The sequence below is a fragment of the Kitasatospora sp. NPDC056446 genome (assembly GCF_042796115.1).
Taxonomy (GTDB): Bacteria; Actinomycetota; Actinomycetes; order Streptomycetales; family Streptomycetaceae; genus Kitasatospora.
Map to the genome: position 1 here is coordinate 155578 of NZ_JBHTRF010000005.1, position 25843 is coordinate 181420.

At 72.1% G+C, this 25843-nt stretch carries 17 protein-coding genes and 1 pseudogene; 2 read left to right on the plus strand and 16 right to left on the minus strand.

What is annotated here, in order from left to right; all coding sequences use genetic code 11:
• Positions 1-10 precede the first annotated feature (10 nt).
• From ACFQ6N_RS05470 to ACFQ6N_RS05545, 16 genes are all read right to left on the minus strand, one after another.
• Entirely contained in the window at positions 11-925 is a 915-nt protein-coding gene (locus ACFQ6N_RS05470) for an ABC transporter permease (RefSeq protein ID WP_380647131.1), read from the minus strand.
• A gap of 76 nt (positions 926-1001) precedes the next feature.
• Positions 1002-1928 (minus strand): ABC transporter permease, encoded by a 927-nt coding sequence (locus tag ACFQ6N_RS05475; protein ID WP_380647061.1) that lies wholly within the window; start codon positions 1926-1928, stop codon positions 1002-1004.
• A 111-nt stretch (positions 1929-2039) separates the two neighbouring features.
• Entirely contained in the window at positions 2040-3662 is a 1623-nt protein-coding gene (locus ACFQ6N_RS05480; RefSeq protein WP_380647062.1) for an ABC transporter substrate-binding protein, read from the minus strand.
• A 233-nt stretch (positions 3663-3895) separates the two neighbouring features.
• Positions 3896-4912, minus strand: a complete 1017-nt coding sequence (locus tag ACFQ6N_RS05485; protein ID WP_380647063.1) for an ABC transporter ATP-binding protein — start codon at positions 4910-4912, stop codon at positions 3896-3898.
• Entirely contained in the window at positions 4905-5954 is a 1050-nt protein-coding gene (locus ACFQ6N_RS05490) for an ABC transporter ATP-binding protein (protein ID WP_380647065.1), read from the minus strand. The genes ACFQ6N_RS05485 and ACFQ6N_RS05490 overlap by 8 nt, the downstream gene beginning before the upstream one ends.
• Positions 5955-5973: 19 nt before the next feature.
• A complete protein-coding gene (locus tag ACFQ6N_RS05495; protein ID WP_380647066.1) occupies positions 5974-6921 on the minus strand; it encodes an ABC transporter permease in 948 nt (315 codons plus the stop codon).
• Positions 6914-7840, minus strand: a complete 927-nt coding sequence (locus ACFQ6N_RS05500; RefSeq protein WP_380647068.1) for an ABC transporter permease — start codon at positions 7838-7840, stop codon at positions 6914-6916. The genes ACFQ6N_RS05495 and ACFQ6N_RS05500 overlap by 8 nt, the downstream gene beginning before the upstream one ends.
• 141 nt (positions 7841-7981) lie before the next feature.
• Entirely contained in the window at positions 7982-9625 is a 1644-nt protein-coding gene (locus ACFQ6N_RS05505; protein ID WP_380647069.1) for an ABC transporter substrate-binding protein, read from the minus strand.
• A gap of 431 nt (positions 9626-10056) precedes the next feature.
• Positions 10057-11925, minus strand: coding sequence for a translational GTPase TypA (gene typA / locus ACFQ6N_RS05510; protein WP_380647070.1), 1869 nt, complete (start codon positions 11923-11925; stop codon positions 10057-10059).
• 406 nt (positions 11926-12331) lie between these two features.
• Positions 12332-14167, minus strand: a complete 1836-nt coding sequence (locus ACFQ6N_RS05515) for an ABC transporter family substrate-binding protein (protein ID WP_380647071.1) — start codon at positions 14165-14167, stop codon at positions 12332-12334.
• A gap of 126 nt (positions 14168-14293) precedes the next feature.
• Complete coding sequence (locus ACFQ6N_RS05520) at positions 14294-16903, minus strand: SpoIIE family protein phosphatase (protein WP_380647072.1); 2610 nt, start codon at positions 16901-16903, stop codon at positions 14294-14296.
• Positions 16904-17142: 239 nt separating this feature from the next.
• Positions 17143-19881: a SpoIIE family protein phosphatase gene (locus ACFQ6N_RS05525; RefSeq protein ID WP_380647073.1), complete on the minus strand. Its 2739-nt coding sequence runs from the start codon at positions 19879-19881 to the stop codon at positions 17143-17145.
• Positions 19882-20021: 140 nt separating this feature from the next.
• Positions 20022-20594, minus strand: coding sequence for an NUDIX domain-containing protein (locus ACFQ6N_RS05530; RefSeq protein WP_380647074.1), 573 nt, complete (start codon positions 20592-20594; stop codon positions 20022-20024).
• A gap of 18 nt (positions 20595-20612) precedes the next feature.
• Positions 20613-20837: an SPOR domain-containing protein gene (locus ACFQ6N_RS05535; RefSeq protein WP_380647075.1), complete on the minus strand. Its 225-nt coding sequence runs from the start codon at positions 20835-20837 to the stop codon at positions 20613-20615.
• Positions 20838-21065: 228 nt separating this feature from the next.
• Entirely contained in the window at positions 21066-22631 is a 1566-nt protein-coding gene (locus ACFQ6N_RS05540) for a DUF4190 domain-containing protein (RefSeq protein WP_380647076.1), read from the minus strand.
• Between the two features lie 187 nt (positions 22632-22818).
• A complete protein-coding gene (locus ACFQ6N_RS05545; protein ID WP_380647077.1) occupies positions 22819-23637 on the minus strand; it encodes a methyltransferase domain-containing protein in 819 nt (272 codons plus the stop codon).
• Between the two features lie 166 nt (positions 23638-23803).
• On the opposite strand from ACFQ6N_RS05545, the pseudogene ACFQ6N_RS05550 reads away from it, so the two are divergent.
• Positions 23804-24945 (plus strand): annotated as a pseudogene (locus tag ACFQ6N_RS05550) (dihydrofolate reductase family protein).
• Positions 24946-24999: 54 nt separating this feature from the next.
• Positions 25000-25662 (plus strand): HAD-IA family hydrolase, encoded by a 663-nt coding sequence (locus ACFQ6N_RS05555; protein ID WP_380647078.1) that lies wholly within the window; start codon positions 25000-25002, stop codon positions 25660-25662.
• Positions 25663-25843 lie beyond the last annotated feature (181 nt).

The window sequence follows — 25843 nt, forward strand, 5'->3', positions numbered from 1 at the left end:
CTCCCCTCGCTCAGCGAAGCTTCGGATCGAGGGCGTCGCGCACCGCGTCGCCCAGCATGATGAAGGCCAGCACGGTGACGGAGAGCGCCGCGGCCGGGAAGAACAGCACGTAGGGCGCCGTCCGGATCACCTTCTGGGCGGAGGAGATGTCGATGCCCCAGGAGATGGTCGGGTCCTGCAAGCCGATGCCGAGGAAGCTCAGCGTCGCCTCGGTGGCGATGTAGCCGCCGAGCGCGATGGTGGCGACGACGATCACCGGGGCGATCGCGTTCGGCAGGATGTGCCGGAACATCAGCCGTCCCGTCCCGGCGCCGAGCGCCCGGCCGGCCACCACGTAGTCGGACTGCTTGACGGTCAGCACCGCGCCGCGCATCACACGGGCGATCTGGGTCCAGCCGAGCACGCCCAGCGCGATGACCACGCTCCACACCGTGCGGGTGGCGAAGGCGTTGAGCAGGACCAGGGCGCCGAGCAGCAGCGGGATGCCGAAGAAGATGTCGATGATCCGGGAGATCACCGCGTCGACGGCGCCGCCGAAGTACCCGGCCACCATCCCGGCCAGCCCGCCGAGCACGGTGACCGCGGCGGTCACGAAGATGCCGACGGTGATCGAGGCGCGGGCGCCGTAGATCACCCGGGCGAAGATCGACCGGCCCTGCGCGTCGTAGCCGAACCAGCCGGCCCCGAAGACGTCGCCCCAGTTCGGCCGCTTGAGGTAGTCGTTCACCAGGTCGGCCTTGCGCGGGTCGGCGTCGGTGAACGCCCAGGGGAAGACCGCCATCACGACCAGCAGCAGGATCAGCACCGCGGAGATCAGGAAGATCGGCCGTCGGCGCAGGTCCCGCCAGGCGTCGCCCCAGAGGCTGCGGGCCTCCTCCCGCTTCACCGGGTCGCTCTCGACCAGGGTCTCCTGCTCGACGGCCATGCCCTGCTCCCCGGCATAGTCGAGATGCGAGATGCCGGGCTTGGGGTGCGGTTCGTACGAGTCCTCGTCGTGGATGTCAGGCATAGCGGATCCTCGGGTCCAGGACCGCGTAGAGCAGGTCGACGAGCAGGCTGGCGACGAGGTAGACGATCACCAGGACGGTCACGATGCCGACCACGGTCGGCCCCTCCTTCTGGCTGATGGCCCGGTACAGGACGTTGCCGATGCCCTGGACGTTGAAGATGCCCTCGGTGACGATCGCCCCGCCCATCAGGGCGCCGAGGTCGGTGCCGAGGAAGGTGACCACCGGGATCAGCGAGTTGCGCAGCAGGTGGCGGGAGATGATGGTCCGCCGGGGCAGGCCCTTGGCCACCGCGGTGCGGATGTAGTCGGCCCGCAGGTTCTCGCCGATGGACGTCCGGGTGAGCCGGGCGACGTACGCGAGCGAGAGCGAGCCCAGGACGACCGCGGGCAGGACCAGCTGGGTGAGGTCGTAGCTGTCCTGCACCGTCGGGGTGACCCAGCCCAGGTTGGTGGCGAACACCGTCTGGGCGATGTAGGCCAGCACGAAGACCGGGATCGAGATCACCACCAGGGTCAGGATCAGCACCAGGGTGTCCGCGATGCTGCCGCGCTTGAGCCCGGAGACCACGCCGAGGGCGAGGCCCAGGACCATCTCGAAGACGAAGGCCATCAGCGCGAGCCGGATGGTGACCGGGAAGGCGTCCGCCATGATGTCGGAGACCGGACGGCCGGTGAAGCTGGTCCCGAAGTCCCCCTGGAACAGGTTCCCCATGTAGTGCAGGTACTGCTTCCAGAGCGGCTGGTCCAGGTAGTACGTGTGCTTGATGCTGGCCACCACGGCCGGGTCGGCGGCCTTCTCGCCGAACAGCGCCGAGACCGGGTCGCCCGGCAGCGTGTAGACCATCACGAAGATCAGCAGCGTGGTGCCGAAGAACACGGGGATCATCTGCAGTACCCGCCGCAGCACGTAACTGCCCATCCGAGCCTCCTTCCTAGGTGCCCGACCGGCCGGGGCCGGTCGGCCGAGAGACCGGGCCCCGCCCTCCGTGCGGGGAGGGCGGGGCCGGCGCGGGGGATCAGGGCCCGGGGCTCAGCCCTTGACCTCGACCTGGGTCCAGGCCGGGTTGCCGAAGGAGTCGAACTTCACGTTCTGCACCTTGGAGGAGTAGCCCGAGTTGGTGCGGTAGTACCAGAGCGGGATGGCCGGCATCCCGCTCGGCAGCACGGCCTCGGCCTGCTGGTAGCCCGTCACCGTGTCGGCGACGCTGGCGGCTTCGTCGGCCTTGGTGGCCGCGTCGTCGAACTGCGGGCTGCTGTACCCGAAGTCGTTGGAGGCGGCGCCGGTGCGGTAGACGTCGGCCAGGAAGTTGGCGTTCAGCGGGTAGTCCTGCACCCAGCCGGTGCGGAAGGCGCCGTTGAGCTGGTGGGCGGTGATCGCCGCCCGGGCGGTCTTGAAGTCGGGCTTGGGGTCGCCGAGGCAGTCCACCCCGGTGCTCTGCCGGATCGAGTTGCAGACCGCGTCGACCCACTCCTTGTGGCCGCCGTCCGAGTTGTAGGTGATCAGCAGCTTGTTGCCGGGGACGCCGCCGCCCTCCTGGATCAGCTGCTTGGCCTTGGCCGCGTCGAACTTGCAGAAGTCCCCGCAGGCGCCGTCCTTGTAGCCCTCGACGCCTTCGGCCACCCAGGCGGTGGCCGGCTTGCGGGAGCCCTGCAGCACGGTCTTGGTGATGATGTCCCGGTCGATCGCCATCGACAGGCCCTGGCGCACCTTGGCCTTGTCCGGGGAGGACCAGTCGGCCTGGTAGAGCGTGAAGCCGATGTTCTGGATGGCGCCCTGCGGGGCGTCGACCGCCCGGTCGCCGAGGTCGCTCTTGTACGTCGCCAACGCGGAGGGCGGCACCTGGTCCATCACGTCCAGGTTGTTGGACTGGAGGTCGGCGTAGGCGGCCTCGGACGTGGTGTACATCTTGAAGACGATGCCGCCGTTCTTCGGCTTGTCCACGCCCTGGTAGTCCGGGAAGGCCTTGGTGACCACCTGGGTGTTGTGGGCCCAGCTGACGAACTGGTACGGGCCGTTGCCCACCGGCTTCTGCCCGAACCCGGCCGGGTCGTTGAAGAAGGCGTCCGGCAGCGGCGAGAAGGCGATGTAGCCGAGCTTGTACTCGAAGTACGAGACCTTGTGGCTCAGCTTGACCGTGAAGTGCAGGTCGTCGGTGACGGCCAGGCCGGACATCTTGTCCACCGTCGGCTTCCCGGTGGCCGGGTGGACGTCCTGGTAGCCGTCGATGTCCGAGAACCAGGAGCTGTTGATCTGGTTGTTGGCGGGGTTGGCGCCCCAGTTCCAGGCGTCGACGAAGTTCTTGGCGTGCACCGGGGTGCCGTCGTGGAACTTCCAGCCGTCCTTCAGCGTGACGGTGAAGGTCTGCGAGTCGCTGGTGTCGATCTTGTCGGCGACCTGCATCCGGATCTTGGCGTTGGTCGGGTCGTAGTCGACCAGCCCCTTGAAGAGGTTCTGGAGGATGCGACCGCCGCCCACCTCGTTGGCATTGGCGGGCTGCAGCGGGTTCTGCGGCTCGTTGCTCTGGTAGCTGAAGGTCTTGGTGGCGTCCGACGAGCTGCTGCCTCCCCCGCCGCTGCTGCTGCACCCGGTGGCCACCATGACCACGGACGTCGCAGCGGCGAGGACCCAACGAGCACGGGCGGCTACGGGCATGAAGGTCCCTCCTCAAGGTGTGTGTCGCATCACACCCCATGAGAAGCGCGCCCCGGCGACGGCGCGAGTCGGGTGCACCCGGATGGGTGCGCCGGCGTCCTGCCGAGTTGACGCGGCGCCGGATCGGCGCAGCACCGGGTCCGCCCGGCGCCCGATCCCCCGGCACCTGGTCCCACCGAACGACGGAAGGGCCCGTGGCGGGAAGCCACGGGCCCTTCCGGGGAGAGCGGGGATCAGGCCGCGGCCGGCTCCCGGACCTCGGCGAAGTGGCAGGCCGAGTCGTGCGCGGCCGGGCCCTTCAGCACCGAGGGGACCGCGAGCAGCGGGACCTCCTCGGCGCAGCGGTCCTCCGCCTTCCAGCACCGGGTGCGGAAGCGGCAGCCCGACGGCGGGTTGGCCGGCGAGGGGATGTCGCCGCTCAGGATGATCCGGTCGCGGGACTCGCGCGCGGTCGGGTCCGGGACCGGCACCGCGGAGAGCAGCGCCTGGGTGTACGGGTGGGTGGCGTGGTCGTAGATCTGCTCGTCGCTGCCGATCTCGACCATCTTGCCCAGGTACATCACGCCGACGCGGTCGGAGATGTGCCGGACGATGGAGAGGTCGTGCGCGATGAACATGTACGACAGGTCGAACTCGTTCTGCAGCTGCTCCAGCAGGTTGATCACCTGCGCCTGGACGGACACGTCCAGGGCGGAGACCGGCTCGTCGCAGATGATGATCTCGGGCTTGAGCGCGAGGCCGCGGGCGATGCCGATGCGCTGGCGCTGGCCGCCGGAGAACTGGTGCGGGTACCGGTTGATGTACTCCGGGTTCAGACCCACGACGTCCAGCAGGTCCTGGACGGCCTTGCGGCGGTCGCCCTTGGGCGCCACCTCGGGGTGGATCTCGTACGGCTCACCGATGATGTCGCCGACGGTCATGCGGGGGTTGAGCGAGGTGTACGGGTCCTGGAACACCATCTGGATGTTGCGGCGGACGGCCTTGAGGGCCGCGCCGGACAGCCGGGAGATGTCCTCGCCCTTGAACAGCACCTGGCCGGAGGTGGCCCGCTCCAGGTTCATCAGCACCTTGGCCAGCGTGGACTTGCCACAGCCGGACTCGCCGACGATGCCGAGCGTCTCGCCCTTCTTCAGCTCGAAGGAGATGCCGTCGACCGCCTTGACCGCGCCGACCTGCTTCTTGAAGAGGACGCCCTGGGTCAGCGGGTAGTGCTTGACCAGGTCCTTGACCTCCAGGATGTTCTCAGCCATGGAGGGTCTCCTTCCAGAGGTGGCACGCGCTGCGGCGGCCGGTGAGCTCCTTGCCGTCCTTGTCCGTCACGTGGTGCAGCGTCGGGATCTCCGTGCGGCACAGGTCGGTGGCGACATCGCAGCGGGGGTTGAACGCGCAGCCGGCCGGGACCTTCAGCAGGTTCGGGGGCAGGCCCTTGATCGCGTACAGCTCCTGGCCCTTCTGGTCCAGGCGCGGGATGGAACGCAGCAGGCCCTTGGTGTACGGGTGCGCGGGGTTCGCGTACAGCTCGTGCACCGGCGCCGTCTCGACGATCCGGCCGGCGTACATCACGGCGATCTTGTCCGCGACGTCGGCGACCACGCCGAGGTCGTGGGTGATCAGGATCAGGCCCATGTTGTACTCGGCCTGCAGCTCGGCGAGCAGGTCCATCACCTGGGCCTGGACGGTGACGTCCAGGGCGGTGGTGGGCTCGTCGGCGATGATCAGGTCGGGCTGCATGGAGAGCGCCATGGCGATCATGATGCGCTGGCGCATGCCGCCGGAGAACTGGTGCGGGTAGTCGTTCACGCGCTGCCTGGCAGCGGGGATGCGCACCCGGTCCATCAGCTCGATGGCCTTCTCCTTCGCCTCCTTCTTGGAGGCGCCCTGGTGCACCCGGAACATCTCGCCGAGCTGGAAGCCGACGCTGAGCACGGGGTTGAGGGCGGAGAGCGCGTCCTGGAAGATCATCGCGATCTTCTGGCCGCGGACCTTGCGGCGCTCCTCGTTGCCCATCTTGAGCATGTCCCGGCCGCGGTACAGGATCTCGCCCTGCGTCACCTTGCCCGGGGGCATGTCCAGGATGCCCATGATGGTCTGCGCCGTCACGGACTTGCCGGAGCCGGACTCGCCGAGCACGGCGAGCGTCTCACCGGCGGCGACGGAGTAGTTGACTCCGTTCACCGCCTTGGCGATCCCGTCCCGGGTGTGGAACTCCACGTGGAGGTCCTTGACCTCCAGGAGCGGGGTACCGACTTCGAGACGTTCGTTCTTCTGGTCGTTCTCGATCACGGTGGTCATCGGGTCGTCACCTCTTCTCTCAGCGGAGCTTCGGGTCGAGGGCGTCGCGCACCGCGTCGCCGAGCATGATGAAGGCCAGGACGGTGATGCTCAGCATTCCGGCCGGGAAGAACAGGGCGAACGGAGCCGTCCGGATCACCTTCTGGGCCGAGTTGATGTCGATGCCCCAGGAGATGGTCGGGTCCTGCAGACCGATGCCGAGGAAGCTCAGCGTCGCCTCGGTGGCGATGTAGCCGCCGAGCGCGATGGTGGCGACGACGATCACCGGGGCGATCGCGTTCGGCAGGATGTGCTTGAACAGGATCCGGCCGGTGCCGGCGCCGAGCGCCTTGGCGGCGGTCACGAAGTCGGCCTGCTTGACCGTGATGACCGAGCCGCGCATGACGCGGGTCATCTGGGTCCAGCCCAGGGCGACCAGCGCGAAGACCACGCTCCACACCGTGCGGGAGGTGAAGGCGTTCAGGATCACCAGCGAGCCGAGCAGCAGCGGGATGCCGAAGAAGATGTCGGTGACCCGGGAGATGATCGTGTCGACCCAGCCCCCGAAGTAGCCGGCGAGCATACCGGCGATGCCGCCGAGGATGGTCACACCCACGGTGACGCAGATGCCGACCACGACCGAGGCGCGGGCGCCGTACAGGACGCGGGCGTAGATGCTGCGGCCCTGGAGGTCGTAGCCGAACCAGTCCGCCTCGAAGAAGTGGCTGTAGTTCGGCTTCGTCAGGTAGTGGTTGCGCAGGTCGCCGGCGCGCGGGTCCACCGAGGTGAACAGGCTCGGGGCGATCGCGATCACGATCAGCAGCAGGATGAGCAGCGCGGAGATCACGAAGATCGGCTTGCGGCGCAGGTCGTTCCAGGCGTCGGAGCCGAGGCTGCGGGCCTTCTCCTGCTTCGCCGGCGCGGTGTCCGCCGTGCGCTGGGCCGGGATGTTGTCCTCGGCGGTCTTCTTCTCGGTCAGATCAGGCATAACGGATCCTCGGGTCCAGGACCGCGTAAAGCAGGTCGACGATCAGTCCGGCGGCCAGGTACACGATCACCAGGAAGGCGACGAAGCCGGAGACGGTCGCGCCCTCCTTCATGTTGATCGCCTGGTAGAGCGCGTGGCCGACACCCTGGACGTTGAAGATGCCCTCGGTGACGATCGCACCGCCCATCAGGGCGCCGAGGTCGGTGCCGAGGAAGGTGACCACCGGGATCAGCGAGTTGCGCAGCAGGTGGGTGCCGATCACCTTCCGGCGCGGCAGGCCCTTGGCCACCGCGGTCCGGACGTAGTCGGCCTTGGTGTTCTCGGCTATGGAGGTACGGGTGAGGCGCGCGACGTAGGCCAGCGACAGCGAGCCGAGCACGACGGCCGGCAGCACCAGCTGGGTGATGTCGTTGCTGTCCTGCACGGTCGGGGTGACCCACTTCAGGTTCTGCCCGAAGATCGTCTGGAAGACGAAGCCCAGCACGGGGACCGGGATCGAGATCAGCAGCAGGGTCAGGACCAGGGCGCCCTTGTCGAACGCCTTGCCACGGCGCAGGCCCGCGAACAGGCCGATGCCGATGCCCAGCACGATCTCGATGGCGAACGCGAACAGCGCGAGCCGGACAGTGACCGGAAGCGCCTCGGTGATCTTGTCGAGCACCGGACGTCCGTCCAGGGCGGTGCCGAAGTCGCCGGTGAGCAGCTTCCCCATGTAGGAGAAGTACTGCTGCAGCAGCGGCTGGTCGAGTCCTTGCTGGTGCTTCAGAGCTGCAAGCTGCACCGGGTCCGGCGCCTTGTCGCCCCACAGCGCTGCCAGCGGGTCACCGGGCAGCAAGTGCACCATGAAAAAGATGAGTGCGGTGGTTCCGAGGAACACCGGAATCATCTGGAGCAGTCGCCTCGCGACAAAGCGCCCCATCGTGCCTCCATGTATGACTCTGCCGGGCCCGTCAACCCGGCCAGAGATAAGTCGGCGTGCCAACGGCCGGTGCCAGTCCTCGCCCTTGTGGGGATGGGACGGGCACCGGCCGTTGTCACCGGGTCAGGCGGTGCCGACCGATTACTTCTTCTTGACCTCGACGTCGGTGTAGACCGGGTCGCCGAAGGAGTTGAACTTGACGTTCTGGACCTTGTTGGAGAAGCCGGAGTTGGTCTTGTAGTACCAGAGCGGGATGGCCGGCATGTCCTTGGCCAGCACCTCCTCGGCCTTCTCGTACAGCTCCGCGGTCTTCTCGACCGAGGTGGCCGCGTCCGCGTCGTGGGCCAGCTTGTCGAACTCGGGGCTCGAGTAGCCGGCGTCGTTCGCCGCGGCACCGGTGCCGTAGACGTCCCGCAGGAAGTTGGCGTTCAGCGGGTAGTCCTGCACCCAGCCGGTACGCATCATGCTGGGGACGGTCTTCTTGGTGACGATGTCACGCGCGGTCTTGAAGTCCGGCTTCGGGTCACCGAGGCACTCGACGCCGGTCGCCTGGCGGATCGAGTTGCAGACCGCGTCGACCCACTCCTTGTGACCACCATCGGAGTTGTACAGGATGGTGATCTTCTTGCCGGGAACGCCGCCGCCCTCTTCGATGAGCTGCTTGGCCTTCTCCGGGTTGTACTTGCAGGCGTCGCCGCAGGTGCCGGCCTTGTAGCCCATGACGCCCGGCGCCACGAACGAGTCGGCGGGCTGACGGCTGTTGTTCAGCACCGTCTTGGTGATGGTGTCGCGGTCGATCGCCATCGACAGGCCCTGGCGGACCTTGGCCTTGTCCTGGCCGGACCACTCGGCGTTGTACAGCGCGAACGAGATGTTCTGGATCGCGCCCTGCGCCTGGTCGACCGCGCGCTTGCCCAGGTCGTCCTTGTACTTCGGCAGGTCGGTCGAGTCGACCTGGTCCAGCACGTCCAGCGTGTCGGACATCAGGTCCTTGTACGCGGCCTCGGGCGAGGTGTAGGCGCGGAAGACGATGCCGCCGTTCTTCGCCTTGTTGCTGCCCGCGTACTTGTCGTTCGCGGCCAGCGTGACGGCCTTGTTGTGCTCCCACGAGACGAACTTGTAGGGGCCGTTGCCGACCGGCTTCTCGCCGTAGCCCTTCGGGTCCGCGAAGAAGCCCTCGGGCAGCGGGAAGAAGGCCGAGTAGCCGAGCTTGTACGTGAAGTACGAGACGGGGCTGGACAGTTCGATGGTGAAGTGGGTGTCGTCGATGACCTTGAGGCCCGACATCTCCTTCGCCGTCGGGTCGCCCTTGTCCTTGTCCGGGTGGACGGCGTCGTAGCCGACGATGTCCGAGAACCAGTCCGAGTTGATCTGGTTGTTCGCCGGGTTGGCCGACCAGTTCCACGAGTTCACGAAGGACTTGGCGGTGACCGGGGTGCCGTCGTGGAAGGTCCAACCGGACTTCAGCGTGACGGTGTAGGTCTTGGCGTCGGTGGTCTCGATCTTGTCGGCCACCTGGTTGCGCAGGGCGCCGGTCGCGGGGTCGTAGTCGACAAGGCCCGTGAAGAGCTGCTTGACGATACGGCCGCCCTGGTTCTCCATGGCGTTCGCGGGCTGCAGCGGACGCTGCGGCTCGGCGCTCTGGTAGCTGAAGGTGCCCTGGGGGTCGACCGCAGCGCCATCGGAGCTGCCCCCGGAGGAGCTGCCGCCGCTGCTACAAGCAGTCGCGGCAAGGGCGACCGCAACAGCTGCGACAACCCACTTGGCCTGGCTCCCACCACGCATGGGTGTGCCTCCTGAATTCGACGTTGCAACGAGGAGAGCACTGCGGAACGGTTCTCACCGGACCCGCTGTGCCGTCCGCGCTCGTGGTTTCGGCGCGCACCCCTGCGCGTTCACCCTTGACCCGAGCCTGACTGCACCCACTATCCGTCACGCACGGACACGAAAGTGACCAGTGACGATCTCAATTAGGTCACATGAACAGTCGGTAAGTTTCGAAAACCGGACATTTGAGACATAGCCAGACAGGCACCAAACGGACAGTCGTCACGGATGACGAACTGTCACGTCCGCTCAGCGGACACTCAGGTGTGATGAGCGCTATTCCGTTAATAGCGGCCCCGACAACTTGGAGTAGTTGAAAAAGTTCGCCCCCCTCTCCACTGGAAAGGGGGGCGAATCATTCCGGCCAATGGCCGTTCAGTGCGTCCGGATCACGCCTTCTTGGCGCGCGAGGCGCTACGACCGCGGTCCTTCTGGTCCAGGACGACCTTACGGATGCGAACCGTCTCCGGGGTCACCTCGATGCACTCGTCCTCGCGGCAGAACTCCAGCGACTGCTCCAGCGAGAGCTTGCGCGGCGGCACCAGGTTCTCCGTGGTGTCGGAGGAGGCCGCACGCATGTTGGTGAGCTTCTTCTCCTTGGTGATGTTGATGTCCATGTCGTCCTGGCGCGAGTTCTCGCCGACGATCATGCCCTCGTACACCTCGGTGGTGGGCTCGACGAACAGCGTGCCGCGCTCCTGGATGCCCATCATCGCGAACGGCGTCACGACGCCCGCGCGGTCCGCCACCAGCGAACCGTTGTTGCGCATCCGCAGCTCGCCGAACCACGGCTCGTGGCCCTCGAAGATGCTGTGCGCGATACCCGTGCCACGGGTGTCGGTCAGGAACTGGGTCCGGAAGCCGATCAGGCCGCGCGACGGGACGATGAACTCCATGCGGACCCAGCCGGAGCCGTGGTTCGTCATGGTCTCCATGCGGCCCTTGCGGGTCGCCATCAGCTGGGTGATCGCGCCGAGGTACTCCTCGGGGCTGTCGATGGTCATCCGCTCGACCGGCTCGTGGGTCTTGCCGTTGATGACCTTGGTGACGACCTGCGGCTTGCCGACGGTCAGCTCGAACAGCTCCCGGCGCATGGTCTCGACCAGGATGGCCAGCGCCAGCTCGCCACGGCCCTGGACCTCCCAGGCGTCCGGACGCTCGGTCGGCAGCACGCGCAGCGAGACGTTACCGATCAGCTCGCGGTCCAGGCGGTCCTTCACCATGCGGGCGGTGACCTTGTGGCCCTTGCCGCCCTTGCCGACCAGCGGCGAGGTGTTGGTGCCGATGACCATCGAGATGGCCGGCTCGTCCACCGTGATGAGCGGCAGCGCGACCGGGTTCTCCAGGTCGGCCAGGGTCTCGCCGATCATGATGTCCGGGATGCCCGCGACGGCGCAGATGTCGCCGGGGCCGGCCACCTCGGCCGGCTTGCGGGTGAGCGCCTCGGTCATCAGCAGCTCGGTGATCTTGACCTGCTGGACCGAGCCGTCGCGCTTCATCCACGCGACCTGCTGGCCCTTGCGCAGCTCGCCCTGCTCGACGCGGCAGAGCGCGATACGGCCGAGGAAGTTGTCGGCGTCCAGGTTGGTGACGTGCGCCTGGAGCGGTGCGTCCTCTTCGAAGGTCGGGGCCGGGACGTGCGCCAGGATGGTGGAGAAGAACGGCTCCAGCGAGTCGCTGTCGGCCGGCACGGTGCCGTTCTCCGGCTTGGTCATCGAGGCGACGCCGTCACGCGCACAGGCGTAGACGATCGGGAACTCGATCTGGTCCTCGGTGGCGTCCAGGTCCAGGAACAGGTCGTAGGTCTCGTTGATGACCTCGTCGATCCGGGAGTCCGCACGGTCCGTCTTGTTGATGCACAGGATGACCGGCAGCTTGGCCGTCAGCGCCTTGCGCAGCACGAAGCGGGTCTGCGGCAGCGGACCCTCGGAGGCGTCGACCAGCAGCACGACCGCGTCGACCATCGACAGGCCGCGCTCGACCTCGCCACCGAAGTCGGCGTGGCCCGGGGTGTCGATGATGTTGATCGTGACCGGCGCGCCACCCTCCTTGGGGTGGTACTTGACGGCGGTGTTCTTCGCGAGAATGGTGATGCCCTTCTCGCGCTCCAGGTCGTTCGAGTCCATCATGCGGTCGTCGAGATGCTGGTGGGCGGCGAAGGCGCCGGCCTGCTTCAGCATGGCGTCGACCAGCGTGGTCTTGCCGTGGTCGACGTGGGCGACGATGGCGACGTTACGGATGTCGTTGCGCGTGGGCATGCCTTGCTGATTCTCCCGGAATCGTGGGTTGCGGCGCCCGGCTGCGTGACGCGCACTTGCGATCGCTGTCGATCGCCGCCGCCCGTTCCGCCTGCTACTACCGGTCCACCCGCCGGGCACATCGACATGCCTCGGCTTCCTCCTATCGTACGGGGAAGGGCCCAGGTGGGCAGAAACGGGCAGGTGGGGCGGGATCAAGATCACAGATGGATCACCCGGTCTTCACCCCACGGCCGCGCTCCGACAGTCTTCCGTTCGTGATCCGACGGAATGCCTGACCGTCCGCCGCCGCCCCGGGCCGGGGCCGCTACCGGGACGCCCGGCGCCCGGCGGAACGGCTTCCGTCGCGCCGGGGCCACATCTCCCGGCTGCTCATCGCCGGGCCCGTGGCCGGAGTCCGGGAGGGCTAACGTCGGCGGCCGATGTCCTGGAAGCGCGGCCCGCCGAAACCGAACGCTCCGGCGCCCGCCACGTCCTCCCGGACGGCGACCAGCTCCGGCCGCTGGTAGAGCGGCACCGAGTGGCCGAGCTGCCAGATCCGGACGTCCGCCTCCTGGAGCAGGCCCAGTCGAGCCTCCGGGTCCGGTTCGGCGGACGCCCGGTCGAACAGCCGGTCGATCTCCTCGGTGCCGCTGCGGCCGTAGTTGCCCCCGGGGTCGAGGGCGCCGTCGGCGTCGGGGCGCGGCTTGGCGTAGACCGGGCGCTGCTCACCGGCCGGGCTGGGGCCGGCCGGCCAAGAGAACAGCGCCAGGTCGTAGTCCCCGGTGGCCAGGTGGTCCCGGACGAAGGTCTCGGCGGGCGCCGTCACCGGCTTCAGGGCGATCCCGGACTCGGCGAGGCCGGCGGTGAGCGCGTCAGCGGTGCGCCTGGCGGTCGCGGAGCCGGCCGGGACGAGCAGGGTGAGGGCGAGTTCCTTCCCGTCCTTCGTCCGGGTGCCCCCGCCGGCGGGCCGCCGCCAGCCCGCCCCGTCGAGCAGCCGGGCCGGGTCGGCCGGACCGGCCGCCGCGCTGTTGTCCCGGTAGCCCTCCTGGTCACCGGCGAACAGGTGGCTGCCGAGCGGTGCGCCGGGCAGGCCGAGCGGGGTGAGCGCGGCGTCGGCGATCCGCCGCCGGTCGACGGCCCGGGTGAGGGCCCGCCGGACGGCCGGGTCGGTGAGCGGGCCGCGGGCGGCGTTGAGGGTGAGCTGGGTGAGCGAGGGCGAGGCCGCCCGGTGCAGGGTGACGCCGGGCAGCGACTCGGCCCGCCGCAGGGCCGAGGCCGCCGCCTCGGGTGCGGCCTCGGCTGCGGGAGTCGGCGCCGGGGTGGACGAGGAGGGCGGGGCGGACGCGGACGCGGACGGGGAGGGCGAGGCGGAGGCCGGGGCCGGCGGCACCGCCCGGTCCACCGCGGCGGTGAGCGTCGCGATGTCCAGCCGGTCCTGGTCGAGCGCGTCCAGCCGCTGCTCGGGCGGCACGGCGAGGAAGTCGATCCGGTCGGTCATCGGCCGGTCGCCCCACCAGAGCGGGTTGCGGGTCAGGGTGACCCGCCCGCCGTCGGCGTCGTACCGGGAGACGGTGTACGGCCCGGCCCCCGGGTGGCCGCCGCCGGTCAGCGCCCGGTTGAAGGCCTCCGGGGTGGCGGTCTCGGCCGCCGGGTAGAGCGGCGCGAACAGTGAGCGCCACTCGGCGTACGGCCGTCGGAAGGTGACCCGCACCTCGTGCGGGTCGGCGCCCTGGGCGATCGAGTCGATGGCGTCGTACCCGGCCGGGTGCCCGCCCCGGTAGGCCGGGTCCAGGCCGGAGAGGGCGGCCCGCTGGGCGGCGAAGTCCGCGGCCGTCGGCGGGGTGCCGTCGCTCCAGACGGCGCGCGGGTTGAGCCGGTAGGTGACCACCTGCGGCTGCTGCCCGGGCGGGGTGGACTCGGCGCCCGCCAGGTAGTCCGGATCGGGTTCGAGCCGTCCGTGCGCGTCGGGGCGGAACAGCGAGGGGTACAGCGCGTGGGCGAGCAGCGCCGAGTCGGCGGTCGCCGCGCGCTGGTAGACGTTCAGCGTGGCCGGGACGCCGTCCACCGCCCAGCGCAGCGTGCCCCCGTCACGGACGGTGCCGCGGTCGACGGGCCGGACGTCCCCGGTGGCCGTGGTGGGATCGGCCGAGGGCGGCGCGGGGGCGGGGGTCCGGCCGGGGGTGTGGCCGGCGGAGCAGCCGCCGAGACCGGCGGCGAGCAGCAGCGCGGCGGCTGCGGCGGTGAGCTGGCGGACGCGCATGGCGGCCATCGAACGCCGCCCGCCCGGCCCGGCCGGTGCCGACACGGCGGGCCGGGGGCGACTGCACCCTTCCGGCCCAACCCCGTACGGCCCGGCCCGTACGGCCCCCGGCCCTTTCCAGCCCGGCTACAGCGCCAGCTCGAACCAGACGATCTTGCCCTTCGGCGTGCGCCGGCTGCCCCAGCGCTCGGCGAGCAGGCTGACCAGCTGCAGCCCGCGCCCGCCCTCGTCGGTCTCCTGGGCGCGCCGCTGCCGGGGCTGGGCGTAGCCGTCGTCCCAGACCTCGCACACCAGGCCGCGGTCGCGCAGCAGCCGCAGCCTGATCTCGCCGCGCCCGTGCTTGAGCGCGTTGGTGACCAGCTCGCTGACCAGCAGCTCGGTGGTGTCGACCAGTTCCTCCAGCCCCCGGGACAGCAGCCAGCTGCAGGCCAGCTCGCGGGCCTTGGCGACGGAGGTGGGCTCGGGCGGCAGGTCCCAGTTGCCCACCGCGTCCTCGGGGAAGGCGTGCACCTTGGCCATCAGCAGGGCGATGTCGTCCTCGCCGTGGTGCGGGTTGAGCTCCCCGAGCACGTGGTCGCAGAGCTCTTCCAGGCCCTTGCCCTCGGCGGACAGCGCGGTGCGGAAGGAGCGCAGCCCCTCGTCCAGCTGGTGCTTGCGGCTCTCCACCAGGCCGTCGGTGTAGAGGCCGAAGACGGCGCCGTCCGGAAGGTCGAACTCGACCTCCTCGAAGGGCTCGCCGCCGACGCCGAGCGGCAGGCCGGGCGGTACGTCGAGCATCCGGGCGCCCTCGCCGGGGCTGAGCAGGACGGGCGGCAGGTGGCCGGCGTTGGCGATCCAGCAGCGCCGGCTGACGGCGTCGAAGACCGCGTAGACGCAGGTCGCCAGGTAGACCTCGCGGGCCTCCTCGTCGGCGGTCGAGGTGAGCCGGCCGTACGGGGTGGGCGGGCCGACCGGCACCGAGTCGTCGCCGAGGCCGCGGGCGATCTCGTCCAGGGCGGTGAGCACCTCGCCCGGCTCCAGGTCGAGCATGGCCAGGGTGCGGACGGCGGTGCGCAGTTGGCCCATGGCGACGGCGGCGCGCAGGCCGCGGCCCATCACGTCGCCGATGACCAGCGCGGTGCGGTTGCCGGGGAGCTGGATGACGTCGAACCAGTCGCCGCCGACCTCGGTGTTGTTGTTGCTGGGCAGGTAGCGGCAGGCGATCTCCAGGCCGCTGGCGGCCGGGTTGCCCGGGGGCAGCAGGCTGCGCTGGAGGATCAGCGCGCGCTCGTGCTCGCGGCGGTAGAGCCTGGCGTTGTCGATGCAGACGGCGGCGCGGGCGACGAGTTCCTCGGCGATGGCGACGTCGCGGGCGTCGAAGGGCTCGCTGCCGATCGCCCGGGAGAGCTGGACGAGGCCGAGCACCTGGTCGCGGGCGACCAGCGGGACGATCAGGGTGGAGCGCAGCAGCGGGTCGCGGCCGGGCTCGGGGACGACGCTGCGGCCGGTGCGCAGCGCCCGGGCGTGCGGGGAGCGGCGCGGGTAACAGAGGGTGCCGCCGGCCTCGGCGATCGGCAGGCCGGTGACCGAGCCGAGTACCGAGGAGGCGCCGCCGATCACGCTGGAGACGGCGACCCGGCGCAGTTCGCCGCTGCCGTCGGTGAGGACGGTGTCGCCGAGCCGGCCGGCGCTGGGGACGGTCTCGCCGGAGAGCAGCGCGGTGTAGAGGTCGACGGTGGCGAGGTCGCAGAACGGCGGGACGACGACGTCCAGCAGTTCCTTGGCGGTGGTCTCCAGGTCGAGCGTGGAGCCGATGTGCGCGCTGGCCTCGTTGAGCAGGGCGAGGTTGCGGCGCACGCCGTCGGCCTCGCGCTCGGCGACGTGCCGGCTGGTGACGTCGGAGACCTGTCCGGCGACGCCCATGGTCTGTCCGACGGCGCCGTTGAGGCGGTACAGCGAGACGGCCCAGAGCCGGTTGCCCTCGCGGGTCGGGACGGCGCCGTGGAAGCGCAGGTCGAAGACGGGCTCGCCGGTGGCGAGGACCTTGCGCAGGGCGGCGCTGAGCCGGTCCGCCTCGGACGGCGGGAAAAGGTCGTGCGGGGTGAGGCCCTCCAGGTCGGTGGGGACCAGGCCCATGCCGGAGGCGAAGGCGTCGTTGACCCGCTGGAGGCGCAGCCGTTCGTCGAAGAGCACGAAGCCGGTGGGCGTCTGCCCGAAGACGGCCTCGGAGGCGGCGAGGTCGGTCTCGATCCGGCGCAGCCGCCCGAGGTCGACGGCCAGGCAGGTGGCGCCGGCGGTGGGCAGGGCGCTGTCGGGCATCAGGTAGAGCTCGGCGAGGCCTTCGCTGCCGTCGGCGTCCCGGTAGGGGGTGGTGCCGACCCACTCCTCGCCCGCCAGGGTGCGTTCCAGCCGGGCGCGGCCGCGCTGCCAGAGCTCGCGGGGGACGAAGGTGCTGACCGGGTCGGCGCCGACGGCTTCGGCGGCCGGGACGCCGAAGAACTCGGCGGCGCGCTCGCTCCACTGGCTGATCCGCCCGTCGGGGCCGATCGCGAAGGTCGCGACCCGGATGTAGTCGTAGATCGAGCCGGGGTCGCCGACGCCCCATGGTTGGGTCTCGGCGACGGGGTGGGCGCCGCGGCTCGCGGTGTCCCCTCCCGGCGGGGCCGCCGGTACGGGCAGGTGCAGCGAACCGGCCTGCCCGGGTACCGCGGCATGACCGCTGCCGCTCGGCGCGTTCCGCGCCGGAGTGCTGTTCAACGGACCGACCCCTCCAACCCGCGACCGTCCGGATGTCGAGAAGACCGAGTATTCATCATCGAGGGGTACGTTCACACGCCCTCAACATCACAACATCAGATCGGGCGAAGGTTTTTGTCCTACCGCCCGCGCAACCACAATGCCACGCTCGCGCCCCCTTTCGGAGCGCGCGCTCCCCCCTGACCCCCGATGGCATATGCGGCACGGCTCTCCTGGCGTTCGTTCCGGGGCCGCTCGACTCACGACTCGTCGGGCTCATTACCCGGCAGCGCCTGCTCGAACCAGACCACCTTGCCGATCCCCTCGGCCCGGGCGCCCCAGCGCAGCGCCAGCCGGCGGACCAGCTCCAGGCCCCTGCCGCCCTCGTCGGCCTCGGCCGCGTGGCGCTCCCGGGGCGGGTCGGGCAGCGGGTCGGAGATCTCGACCAGCATCGTCTCGCCGAGCGTCAGCCGTACCCCGATGGGGGCGCTGGCGTACCGGACGGCGTTCGTGACCAGCTCGCTGACCAGCAGCTCGGCGGTGTCGGTGAGCGCCTCGACGCCCCACTCGGCGAGCGTGGAGCGGACCAGCCGGCGGGCCCGGGAGACGGCGGTGGGCTCGGCCGGCAGCGTCCAGCCGGCCGTCGGGGTGCCCGCCTGGCCGTGGCCGAGCCGGGCCAGCAGCAGGGCGACGTCGTCGGGCTCGCGGCCCTGTTCCATGGTGTCGAGCACGGCCTCGCAGGCCGCCTGGATGGAGGCGTGCGGCTCCTGGAGCACGGTGACCAGCCGACCGAGGCCGACGTCCAGGTCCTTGTCCCGGGACTCCACCAGGCCGTCGGTGCACAGGGCGAGCAGGCTGCCCTCGGGGATCTTGAGTTCGACCGACTCGAACGGGACTCCGCCCACGCCGAGCGGGGCACCGGAGGGCAGGTCGAGGATCCGGCCGGAGCCGCCGGGCAGCGGGCCACCGGTGCGGGTCGGCTCCCCGGCCTCCCGGCCCGGCACCACCAGCACCGGCGGGATGTGCCCGGCCTTGGCGACGGTCAGCCGGGCCGTCGCCGGGTCGAAGACGGCGTAGACGCAGGTGGCGAGCAGCGCCTCGTCCGGGCCCTGGGCGAGGTCGTCGGCCAGTTCGTGGACGTGCCGCAGCAGGACGTCGGGCGGGAGGTCGAGGGCGGCCAGCACCCGGACGGCGGTGCGCAGCCGGCCCATGGTGGCGGCGGCCCGCAGGCCGTGGCCCATCACGTCGCCGACCACCAGCGCGGTGCGGTCGCCGGGCAGCGGGATGACGTCGAACCAGTCGCCGCCGACCTCGGTGCCGCTGCTGCCGGGCACGTACCGGTAGGCGACCTCGACGCCGGTGGGCTGCGGGACCTGCTGCGGGAGCAGGGTGCGCTGGAGGGTGAGCGCGGCGGTGCGCTCGCGGGCATAGAGCCGGGCGTTGTCCAGCGAGCTGCCGGCCCGGTCGGCGAGCTCGACGGTGAAGGCCAGGTCGTCCCGGTCGAAGCCCTCGCGGTAGCCGGCCCGGCTGACCAGCAGCAGGCCGATCACGATGCCGCGGGCGCGCAGCGGGACGACCAGCAGCGAGTGCACGCCGAGGTCCCGGGCGGCCTGCATCTTGGGGTCGCCGGGGTAGGTGACGTCGTCCAGCTGGTCGGCGCCGGAGAGCAGTTCGGGCACTCCGGTGCGCAGCACCCGGCCGCAGGCGGAGTCCTCGGCGAAGGTGATCCGGGCGCCGCGGCGCAGCATCACCTCGACCTCGGGGCCGTCCTGGACGGAGGCGGTGCCGAGCTGGAGCAGCGAGGTGCGCCGGTCGTGGCCGTGCCGGGGCAGGTCGTCGCCGTGGGCGACGGCCTGGAGCAGGATCACCGCGGAGTGGTCGGTGAGCCGGGGGACGACCGAGCTGGCGAGTTCCTGGGCGATCCGGGAGGCGTCCAGCAGGTCGCCGACCCGGGAGCCGAACTCGTTGAGCAGCGAGAGCCGGCGCCGGGCGTGCTCGACCTTGGCGACCGCCCGGTAGCGCTCGGTCACGTCCATCACGGTGCCGGAGATGCCGAGCACCCGGCCGGAGCGGTCGGTCATCCGGCTGTAGGAGATCGACCGGTAGCCGGCCCGGGTGGTGACCGGGGAGGCCAGGGTGACGTCGATGACCGGCTCGCCGGTGGCCAGCACCTGGCGCTGGATGGAGGTGATCTCGTCGGCGGCCCGCTCGGGCAGGGTCTCCCCGGTGGTGCGGCCGACGTGGTCCTCCAGCGCGACGCCGTTCATCTCGGCGAGGGTCTGGTTGACGGCGGTGTAGCGCAGGTCGGTGTCCAGGATGGCGATGCCCAGCGGGGACTGCTCGAACAGCGCGTCGCGGACCGCGAGGTCGCGCTCGACGGCTTGTACGGCCGCCGCCTCGGCCAGGTTGACCTGGAGGAACGGGGTGCCGTCGCCGTCCACCAGGAGGGAGATCCGGGCGTCCACGGCGACCGGCACGCCGTCGCGGTCGCGCAGCTCCGCGTAGCCGGCCCAGCGGCCGTGCCGCAGGGTGTCCTGGATCGCGGCCCGGATCCGGACGACCTGCTCCTGGTCGGGGATCAGCTCCTCGATCCGGCGGCCCACCAGCAGCTCGTTCGGCCAGCCGAGCAGTTCCTCGGCGGCGGGGCTCCAGAGCACCACCCGGCCCGCGGTGTCCAGGATCGCGATGGCCACCTTGAGCATGTCGAGCAGACTGCCCTCGGGCGGTGCGCCGGGGCCGTTCGGGGCGTCGCCGGGGCCGCCGGGGAACGGCCGCCCGGGGCGGCTGCGCAGGCCGGACCGGGGGCCCGGTTCGGGCAGCGCCAGGGTCGGTGCGGGCTGGACGGGCCGGGCGGCGGGGGCGGCGACGGTTCCGCGGCGGCGGCCGGCCTCCGGCTGGGGCGCGGCCGGACGGGTGGCGCGGCGCAGTCGGGCGCGGGCGGCGGCACTGCCTGCGGTTCCCGCCCGCCGCTCTCCCCCGCCGTTCCCGGTACTCGACACCGACGGGGCCTCCGGCTCTGGTCGGGATCGGCTTCGCCGGCTGGGGGGCGGCTCACCGATGGTGACGAATGGTCCCGAAAAGTGACATACCCAGCAGAGCCCAGGCTATCCCGGTGGCCGGGTCGTCTTGTCCGATTGACCTACCCGGCGGACTGCGCGTCGTCCTCCGTTTCGGGGGCGGATCCCGATCCGGCTTCCGGCGCGGCTCCTGTCTCGGCCTCTGCCCCGGCGCCCGGTCCGGCTTCCCTCCCGGACCCTGTCCCGGTGAGCAGTCGGGCCACGTGCGGCAGGACGTCCCGGTCGTGGTCGATCCAGTCGACGGCGTCCAGCTCGTCCGGCCCCAGCCAGCGGAGCGCGTCGTGCTCCTGGAGCGCGCGCGGCTCGCCGGCCACCAGCTCGGCGGCCCAGAAGCGCAGCTCCAGGCCGGGGCGCACGGCCCACGCGCCCGGCAGCCGCGACAGCGCCCGCGCTCGTACGCCCAGCTCCTCCAGCAGCTCGCGCTCCAACGCCTGCGGCTCGGTCTCACCGGGCTCGGCCTTCCCGCCCGGGAACTCCCACCGCCCGGCCACCGGCGCGGGCCCGACGCGCCGGGCCGCGAGCACCCGGCCGTCGTGGACCAGCGCGCCGCCGACCACGATCCTGGGCCCGGCGGGGAGGTCGGCCGACCGGTCGGCGAGGTGGTCCGTACGGCGGTCGGCGTGCGTGGCGTCCATGCGCCCGACCCTACGGGCTCAGGCGTTCCGGGGAGCGTCGTTCCCGGTCCGGCTCCCGTTCCCGGCCGCATCCGCCGCACCGGCCGTCCCGGCCTCGTCGACCGCCTCGACCCAGTACAGCTGCTTGTGGCCGCGGGCCTCCAGTTCGGCCGCCCTCCGCAGCGCCTCGGCGCGGTCCAGGTCCTTGGCGACCAGGAAGCGGTTGCCGTTGTCGTCCTGTCGCATCACCCGGTAGGTGCCCATGCCGGGCAGGGTATCCGCCACCCCTCGGGCCGTCACTCCCCGGCCGCCGGGCGGCGCCCGTCGCGGTGCGGGCCGTCACGCGCGGTCCGTCGTGCCCCCGGCGCGCGGTGCCGTCGTGCCCCCGGCGCGCGTGGGGGTCGGGCCGGGGGCACGCCCCCGACGCTACGCACGGCGCGCTACCGGCAGGTACGGGCCCGGTTAACGCCCGGTAACCGGCGGCACGGCGGCTCAGACCCGCAGGTCGGGCGCCTGCTCACCGGTGGACAGGTCCAGCCCGCGCCGGAGCTCCACGGTCAGCGGCACCGTCTTGGCCACCAGCGCCTTGGCCCGGCGCGCGGCACCCACCGGGTCGGCGGCGGAGTCCACGGTGTCCCAGGCGGCGGCCGCCTGCGACTGGGCCTCGGCCAGCTTGGCCGCCTTCGGCTGGACCCCGGCCGGCCAGGGCGTCGCCGGCGAGCCGAGCGCGGCGGCCTCGGCCCGGGAGGCGGCGGCCGTCCGGCGGGCCCAGGCCCCGTACTCCTCCGGCTCCGCGTCCTTCTTCGGCTCGTCCTGGTAGACGTCGTTGAAGGCCCGGACCGCCTCCAGGTAGGCCAGTTGCGGCGCGGTCAGGCTGCTCCGGTCGGTGCGGACGGTGCCCCGGTGCTGGGCACCGCTGTCCTCGAAGGCGCAGGTGACGTAGCGCTCGCCGGACGCCCAGTTGTCCGCGGTCGGGTAGAGGTAGACGTCGTCCATGCCGTCCGGGACGGCCCACTGGTCGAGCGCGTAGTCGCCCAGCACCTTGCGGCACAGGGCGGCGGCCGACGCCCGGACCCGGCTCTCGCCCGGGTAGGCGCCGTCGCCCGAGGGCATCCCGGCGGTGCCGGCCACCTCGCCGTGGTGCGGCTCGGCACAGGGCACCCGGCGCACCCAGTACACCGTCTCGTCGCCGCCGCCGTTCCGCACCGAGCCCCCCTCCGGGGAGCTGTAGCAGTCGCCGGCCTTGAGCGCCGACCAGTGCACGGAACCCGGCGGGGCCTTCGGGGCCTGCCCGAACCGGCCGCCGTTCGCCGAGCTGAAGTCCGCCGCGCCCAGCAGCAGCGCCAGCAGCACCGTGCCGATCGTGCCGAGCACCACGCCGGTCACCGCCATGCCGTGGCCGCGCTCCTTGCGGCGGCTGATCTGGACCAGCGCCACGATGCCGAACCCCAGGGCCAGCGGGGCCGCCAGGACCAGGGAAGTCACCAGAGAGGCGACCGCGAAGGCGTTGGTGGGGGCGGGGGCGAGGGGCTGCGGATACGGGTACGGGAGGCCGGGCTGCGGGTACGGGGACCCGGGCTGGAGTCCGGACTGCGCGGAGGGCGTGACGGAGGCCCAGCCGCCGGCGGGCAGCGGATGCGGCGGCGGGGGCGGGGCGGCCGACGACAGGGCGGCGGCCGGCGCGGGCGCGGCGGCCGGGGCGGGCGCGGCGGCCGGGGCGGCCCAGGGGTCGGCGGGGGCTTCGGGGGTCGCGGGGGCTTCGGGGGTCGCGGGGGGCACGAGCACCGGCTCGGCGGCGGGCTCGGGCTGCGCCGGGGCCGCTGTCGGGGCGGGGGCCGGGTCCGGGTCCGGGTCCGGGTCCGAGGCGGGCTCCTCGGCCTCCTTGCGGAAGTCCACCCGGGGGTCGTGGCCCGCCGGCGCCGGCGAAGCGGCCGGAGCCGGCGCACCGGGCCCCGGATCCGTACCGGTGCCCGGGTCCGTCCCGGTGCCCGCGCCCGGATCCGTCCGCGCGGTCGGCTCCGACCCCGGGGCGGACAGCTCGGACTCAGGCTTGGACACGTGGACTCCCCCAACCCGCCGGGGCGGGCATCGGCTCGGCGGGCATCGGCTCGGCGTTCGCCACCATGGCTCGGACCCGAACGGGCCCGGTGTGAACGGTCGCGCGACTTTACCCGATCTTTCCGAACGCCCGCCCGACCCGCCCCCGACCCTGCCCCCGGCCCGCCTCGGCCCCCCGGCCGACCGCTCAGCCGCGGGCCAGGATCTCGCCGTGCAGCATCGAGAACCACCCGTCCCCGGCGGCGCTCCACTCGCGCCAGCCGTCCGCGATCCGCTCCGGTTCGCCCTGCTCCGCGTAGCCCCGCTCGACCACGGTCCGGCCCAGCGCGGTACCGGTCACCCGGTCCGCCCACATCCCGCCCCACCAGTCGCGCTGCCCGGGCGTCGCGAACGTCCAGGTGGTGGCGCTCGCGGTGACCTCGGCGAAGCCGGCCGCGCGGGCCCAGGACAGCAGCCGCCGGCCGGCGTCCGGCTCCCCGCCGTTCGCGCGGGCGGTCCGCCGGTACAGCTCCAGCCACCGGTCCAGCGCGGGCGCCTCGGGGAACCAGGTCATCGAGGCGTAGTCGACGTCCCGGACGGCGACCACCCCGCCGGGGGCCGTCACCCGCCGCATCTCGCGCAGCGCGGCCACCGGATCGGCCACGTGCTGCAGCACCTGGTGGGCGTGCACGACGTCGAACTCACCGTCCCGGTAGGGCAGTCGGTGCACATCGGCGCACTCGACGACGACCTCGGCCAGGCCGCGTCCGGCCAGGTACCCGGCGGCCTGCTCCAGCACCTCGGCGGAGGTGTCCACGGCCACCACCCGCCCCTCCGGGCCGACCAGTCGGGCCAGGTCCGCGGTGATCGTGCCGGGCCCGCAGCCGATGTCCAGCAGCGCCTGCCCGGGCCGCAGTTCGGGCAGCAGGTAGGCGGCCGAGTCGGCGGCGGTGCGGGAGCGGTGCGAGCGCAGTACGGCCTCCTGGTGGCCGTGGGTGTAGACGGCGGAAGGCTGCGGTCCGGACATGGGGTCCCCCTGGGGCGTGGTCGGCGTTTCCGTTCTCCTCGACGCTTCGACGCTACTCCCCGTCCCGCATCCCGAGAAGTTCCGTCTCACATGGCGATCACCTGGCGGCCCGACCGCGCCCGGCCGCCGTACCGTGGAGGCGCCCCCGACAGAACGGTCCCCGCCCATGCCCGGCCCGCGCCCCTTCGTCCTGCTGAGCGCCGCCGTGTCGCTCGACGGCCACCTCGACGACGCCTCCCCCGACCGGCTGCTGCTCTCCAACGCCGCGGACTTCGACCGGGTGGACGAGGAGCGCGCGGCCGCCGACGCGATCCTGGTCGGCGGCAACACCCTGCGCGCGGACAACCCCCGCCTGCTGGTCAACGACCCCGCGCGCCGGGCCGGCCGGGTGGCGGCGGGCCGGCCGGAGCACCCCCTGAAGGTGACGCTCAGCGCGAGCGGCGACCTCGGCGCCGACCTCCGGTTCTGGCACACCGGCGGCGCCAAGCTCGTCTACACCACCGACGCCGGGGCGGCCGTGCTGCGCCCCCGACTGGACGGGTCGGCCGAGGTGGTCGCGCTCGGCGGCACGGTGGACCTCGGCGCGGTGCTGGACGACCTGGGCGCGCGCGGCGTGCGCCGGCTGATGGTCGAGGGCGGCGGGGGCGTGCACACCCAGTTCCTGGCCGGGGGCCTCGCGGACGAGCTACAGCTCGCCGTCGCACCGCTGCTGGTCGGCCAGGCCGGGGCTCCCAGGTTCGTCCGCCCGGCCGCCTTCCCGGGCGGACCGGGCCGTCGGATGCGGCTACTGGAGGCACGTACCGTGGGCGATGTCGTCCTGCTCAGGTACGCCCCGAAGGAGCCCGCGCCGTGAACCGCCCCGCGACCACCGACCTCGACCACCTGCGCCGGGCCGTCGAACTCTCCCGGCACTGCCCGCCGTCCCGGACGGCCTTCTCGGTCGGCGCGGTGATCGTCGGCGCCGACGGCGAGGTGCTGGCGGAGGGCCACAGCCGGGAGACGGACGCGCACGACCACGCCGAGGAGGCCGCCCTGGCCAAGCTCCCGGCCGGCGACCCCCGGCTGCGCGGGGCGACCGTCTACAGCTCGCTGGAGCCCTGCGGGCAGCGCGCCTCGCGGCCGGTGCCCTGCGCCCGGCTGCTCGTCGCCGCGGGCGTGCCCCGCGTGGTGGTCGCCTGGCGCGAGCCGGACCTGTTCGTCACCGACTGCCAGGGCACCGCCCTGCTGGAGGCGGCCGGGGTCGAGGTGGTGGAACTCACGGAGCTGGCCGCCGAAGCCCGCTCGGTCAACGCGCACCTGCTCGACTGATCTTTGTATCATTCAGGAACAAACTGCTCGCCCATCGCTCTCCGAGGAGCACCCATGCCCGCCGCACCCGTCCGGCTGACCGCCCGCGCCCTCCTCCTCGACATGGACGGCACCCTGGTCGACTCCGACGCCGTGGTCGAACGCTGCTGGGGCCGCTGGGCCGAGCGGCACGGCCTCGACCCCGTCGAGGTCCTCGCCGTCGCCCACGGCCGCCAGGGCCACGCGACCATGGCCGCCCTGCTGCCCGACCGCCCGGCCGAGGACAACCTCGCCGACAACGCCCGGATGCTCGACGAGGAGCGCGCCGACACCGAGGGCGTCGTCCCGGTCCCCGGCGCCCCCGCCTTCCTCGCCTCCCTGGACCGGCTCCCGCACGCCCTGGTCACCTCCGCCGACGAACCGCTCGCCCGGATCCGGATGGCCGCCGCCGGCCTGCCCCTGCCGACCGTCCTGATCACCGCCGAGTCCGTCGGCGCCAGCAAGCCGGACCCTGAGGGCTTCCTCAAGGGCGCCGCCGCCCTCGGCTTCGCCCCCGCCGACTGCCTCGCCTTCGAGGACTCCGGCGCCGGCATCGCCGCCGCGAAGGCGGCCGGCATCCGCGTCATCGGCGTCGGCCCCCGCGCCGCCGCCCACCACCCGGACGCCCACACCGACACCCTCACCACCGTCACCGTCACCGCCGCCCCCGACGGCCTCCTCACCATCACCCTCGCCTGACCACCCCGCCCGACGGCGAGAAGGACCAGCGGACGCCTCGGGCAAGCGGCGAACGTCGACTGGCGGCCGGCGAGCGCGTCGGGCAGGAGCCCGGAGAACCCGGCACCGAGTCGGCGTGGACACGGGAACGGGGCCCGCCTCAGGAGAGGCAGGCCCCGTTCGACCGCACACCGGTCAGACG

What these genes read in the sequence shown, in the direction of transcription:
- ACFQ6N_RS05500 (WP_380647068.1), bottom strand. Translation starts at nt 7,840, where the DNA reads ATGGGGCGCTTTGTCGCGAGGCGACTGCTCCAGATGATTCCGGTGTTC.
- ACFQ6N_RS05475 (WP_380647061.1), bottom strand. Translation starts at nt 1,928, where the DNA reads ATGGGCAGTTACGTGCTGCGGCGGGTACTGCAGATGATCCCCGTGTTC.
- ACFQ6N_RS05530 (WP_380647074.1), bottom strand. Translation starts at nt 20,594, where the DNA reads ATGGACGCCACGCACGCCGACCGCCGTACGGACCACCTCGCCGACCGG.
- ACFQ6N_RS05495 (WP_380647066.1), bottom strand. Translation starts at nt 6,921, where the DNA reads ATGCCTGATCTGACCGAGAAGAAGACCGCCGAGGACAACATCCCGGCC.
- ACFQ6N_RS05480 (WP_380647062.1), bottom strand. Translation starts at nt 3,662, where the DNA reads ATGCCCGTAGCCGCCCGTGCTCGTTGGGTCCTCGCCGCTGCGACGTCC.
- ACFQ6N_RS05535 (WP_380647075.1), bottom strand. Translation starts at nt 20,837, where the DNA reads ATGGGCACCTACCGGGTGATGCGACAGGACGACAACGGCAACCGCTTC.
- ACFQ6N_RS05515 (WP_380647071.1), bottom strand. Translation starts at nt 14,167, where the DNA reads ATGCGCGTCCGCCAGCTCACCGCCGCAGCCGCCGCGCTGCTGCTCGCC.
- ACFQ6N_RS05555 (WP_380647078.1), top strand. Translation starts at nt 25,000, where the DNA reads ATGCCCGCCGCACCCGTCCGGCTGACCGCCCGCGCCCTCCTCCTCGAC.
- ACFQ6N_RS05545 (WP_380647077.1), bottom strand. Translation starts at nt 23,637, where the DNA reads ATGTCCGGACCGCAGCCTTCCGCCGTCTACACCCACGGCCACCAGGAG.
- ACFQ6N_RS05485 (WP_380647063.1), bottom strand. Translation starts at nt 4,912, where the DNA reads ATGGCTGAGAACATCCTGGAGGTCAAGGACCTGGTCAAGCACTACCCG.
- ACFQ6N_RS05490 (WP_380647065.1), bottom strand. Translation starts at nt 5,954, where the DNA reads ATGACCACCGTGATCGAGAACGACCAGAAGAACGAACGTCTCGAAGTC.
- typA (WP_380647070.1), bottom strand. Translation starts at nt 11,925, where the DNA reads ATGCCCACGCGCAACGACATCCGTAACGTCGCCATCGTCGCCCACGTC.
- ACFQ6N_RS05470 (WP_380647131.1), bottom strand. Translation starts at nt 925, where the DNA reads ATGGCCGTCGAGCAGGAGACCCTGGTCGAGAGCGACCCGGTGAAGCGG.
- ACFQ6N_RS05505 (WP_380647069.1), bottom strand. Translation starts at nt 9,625, where the DNA reads ATGCGTGGTGGGAGCCAGGCCAAGTGGGTTGTCGCAGCTGTTGCGGTC.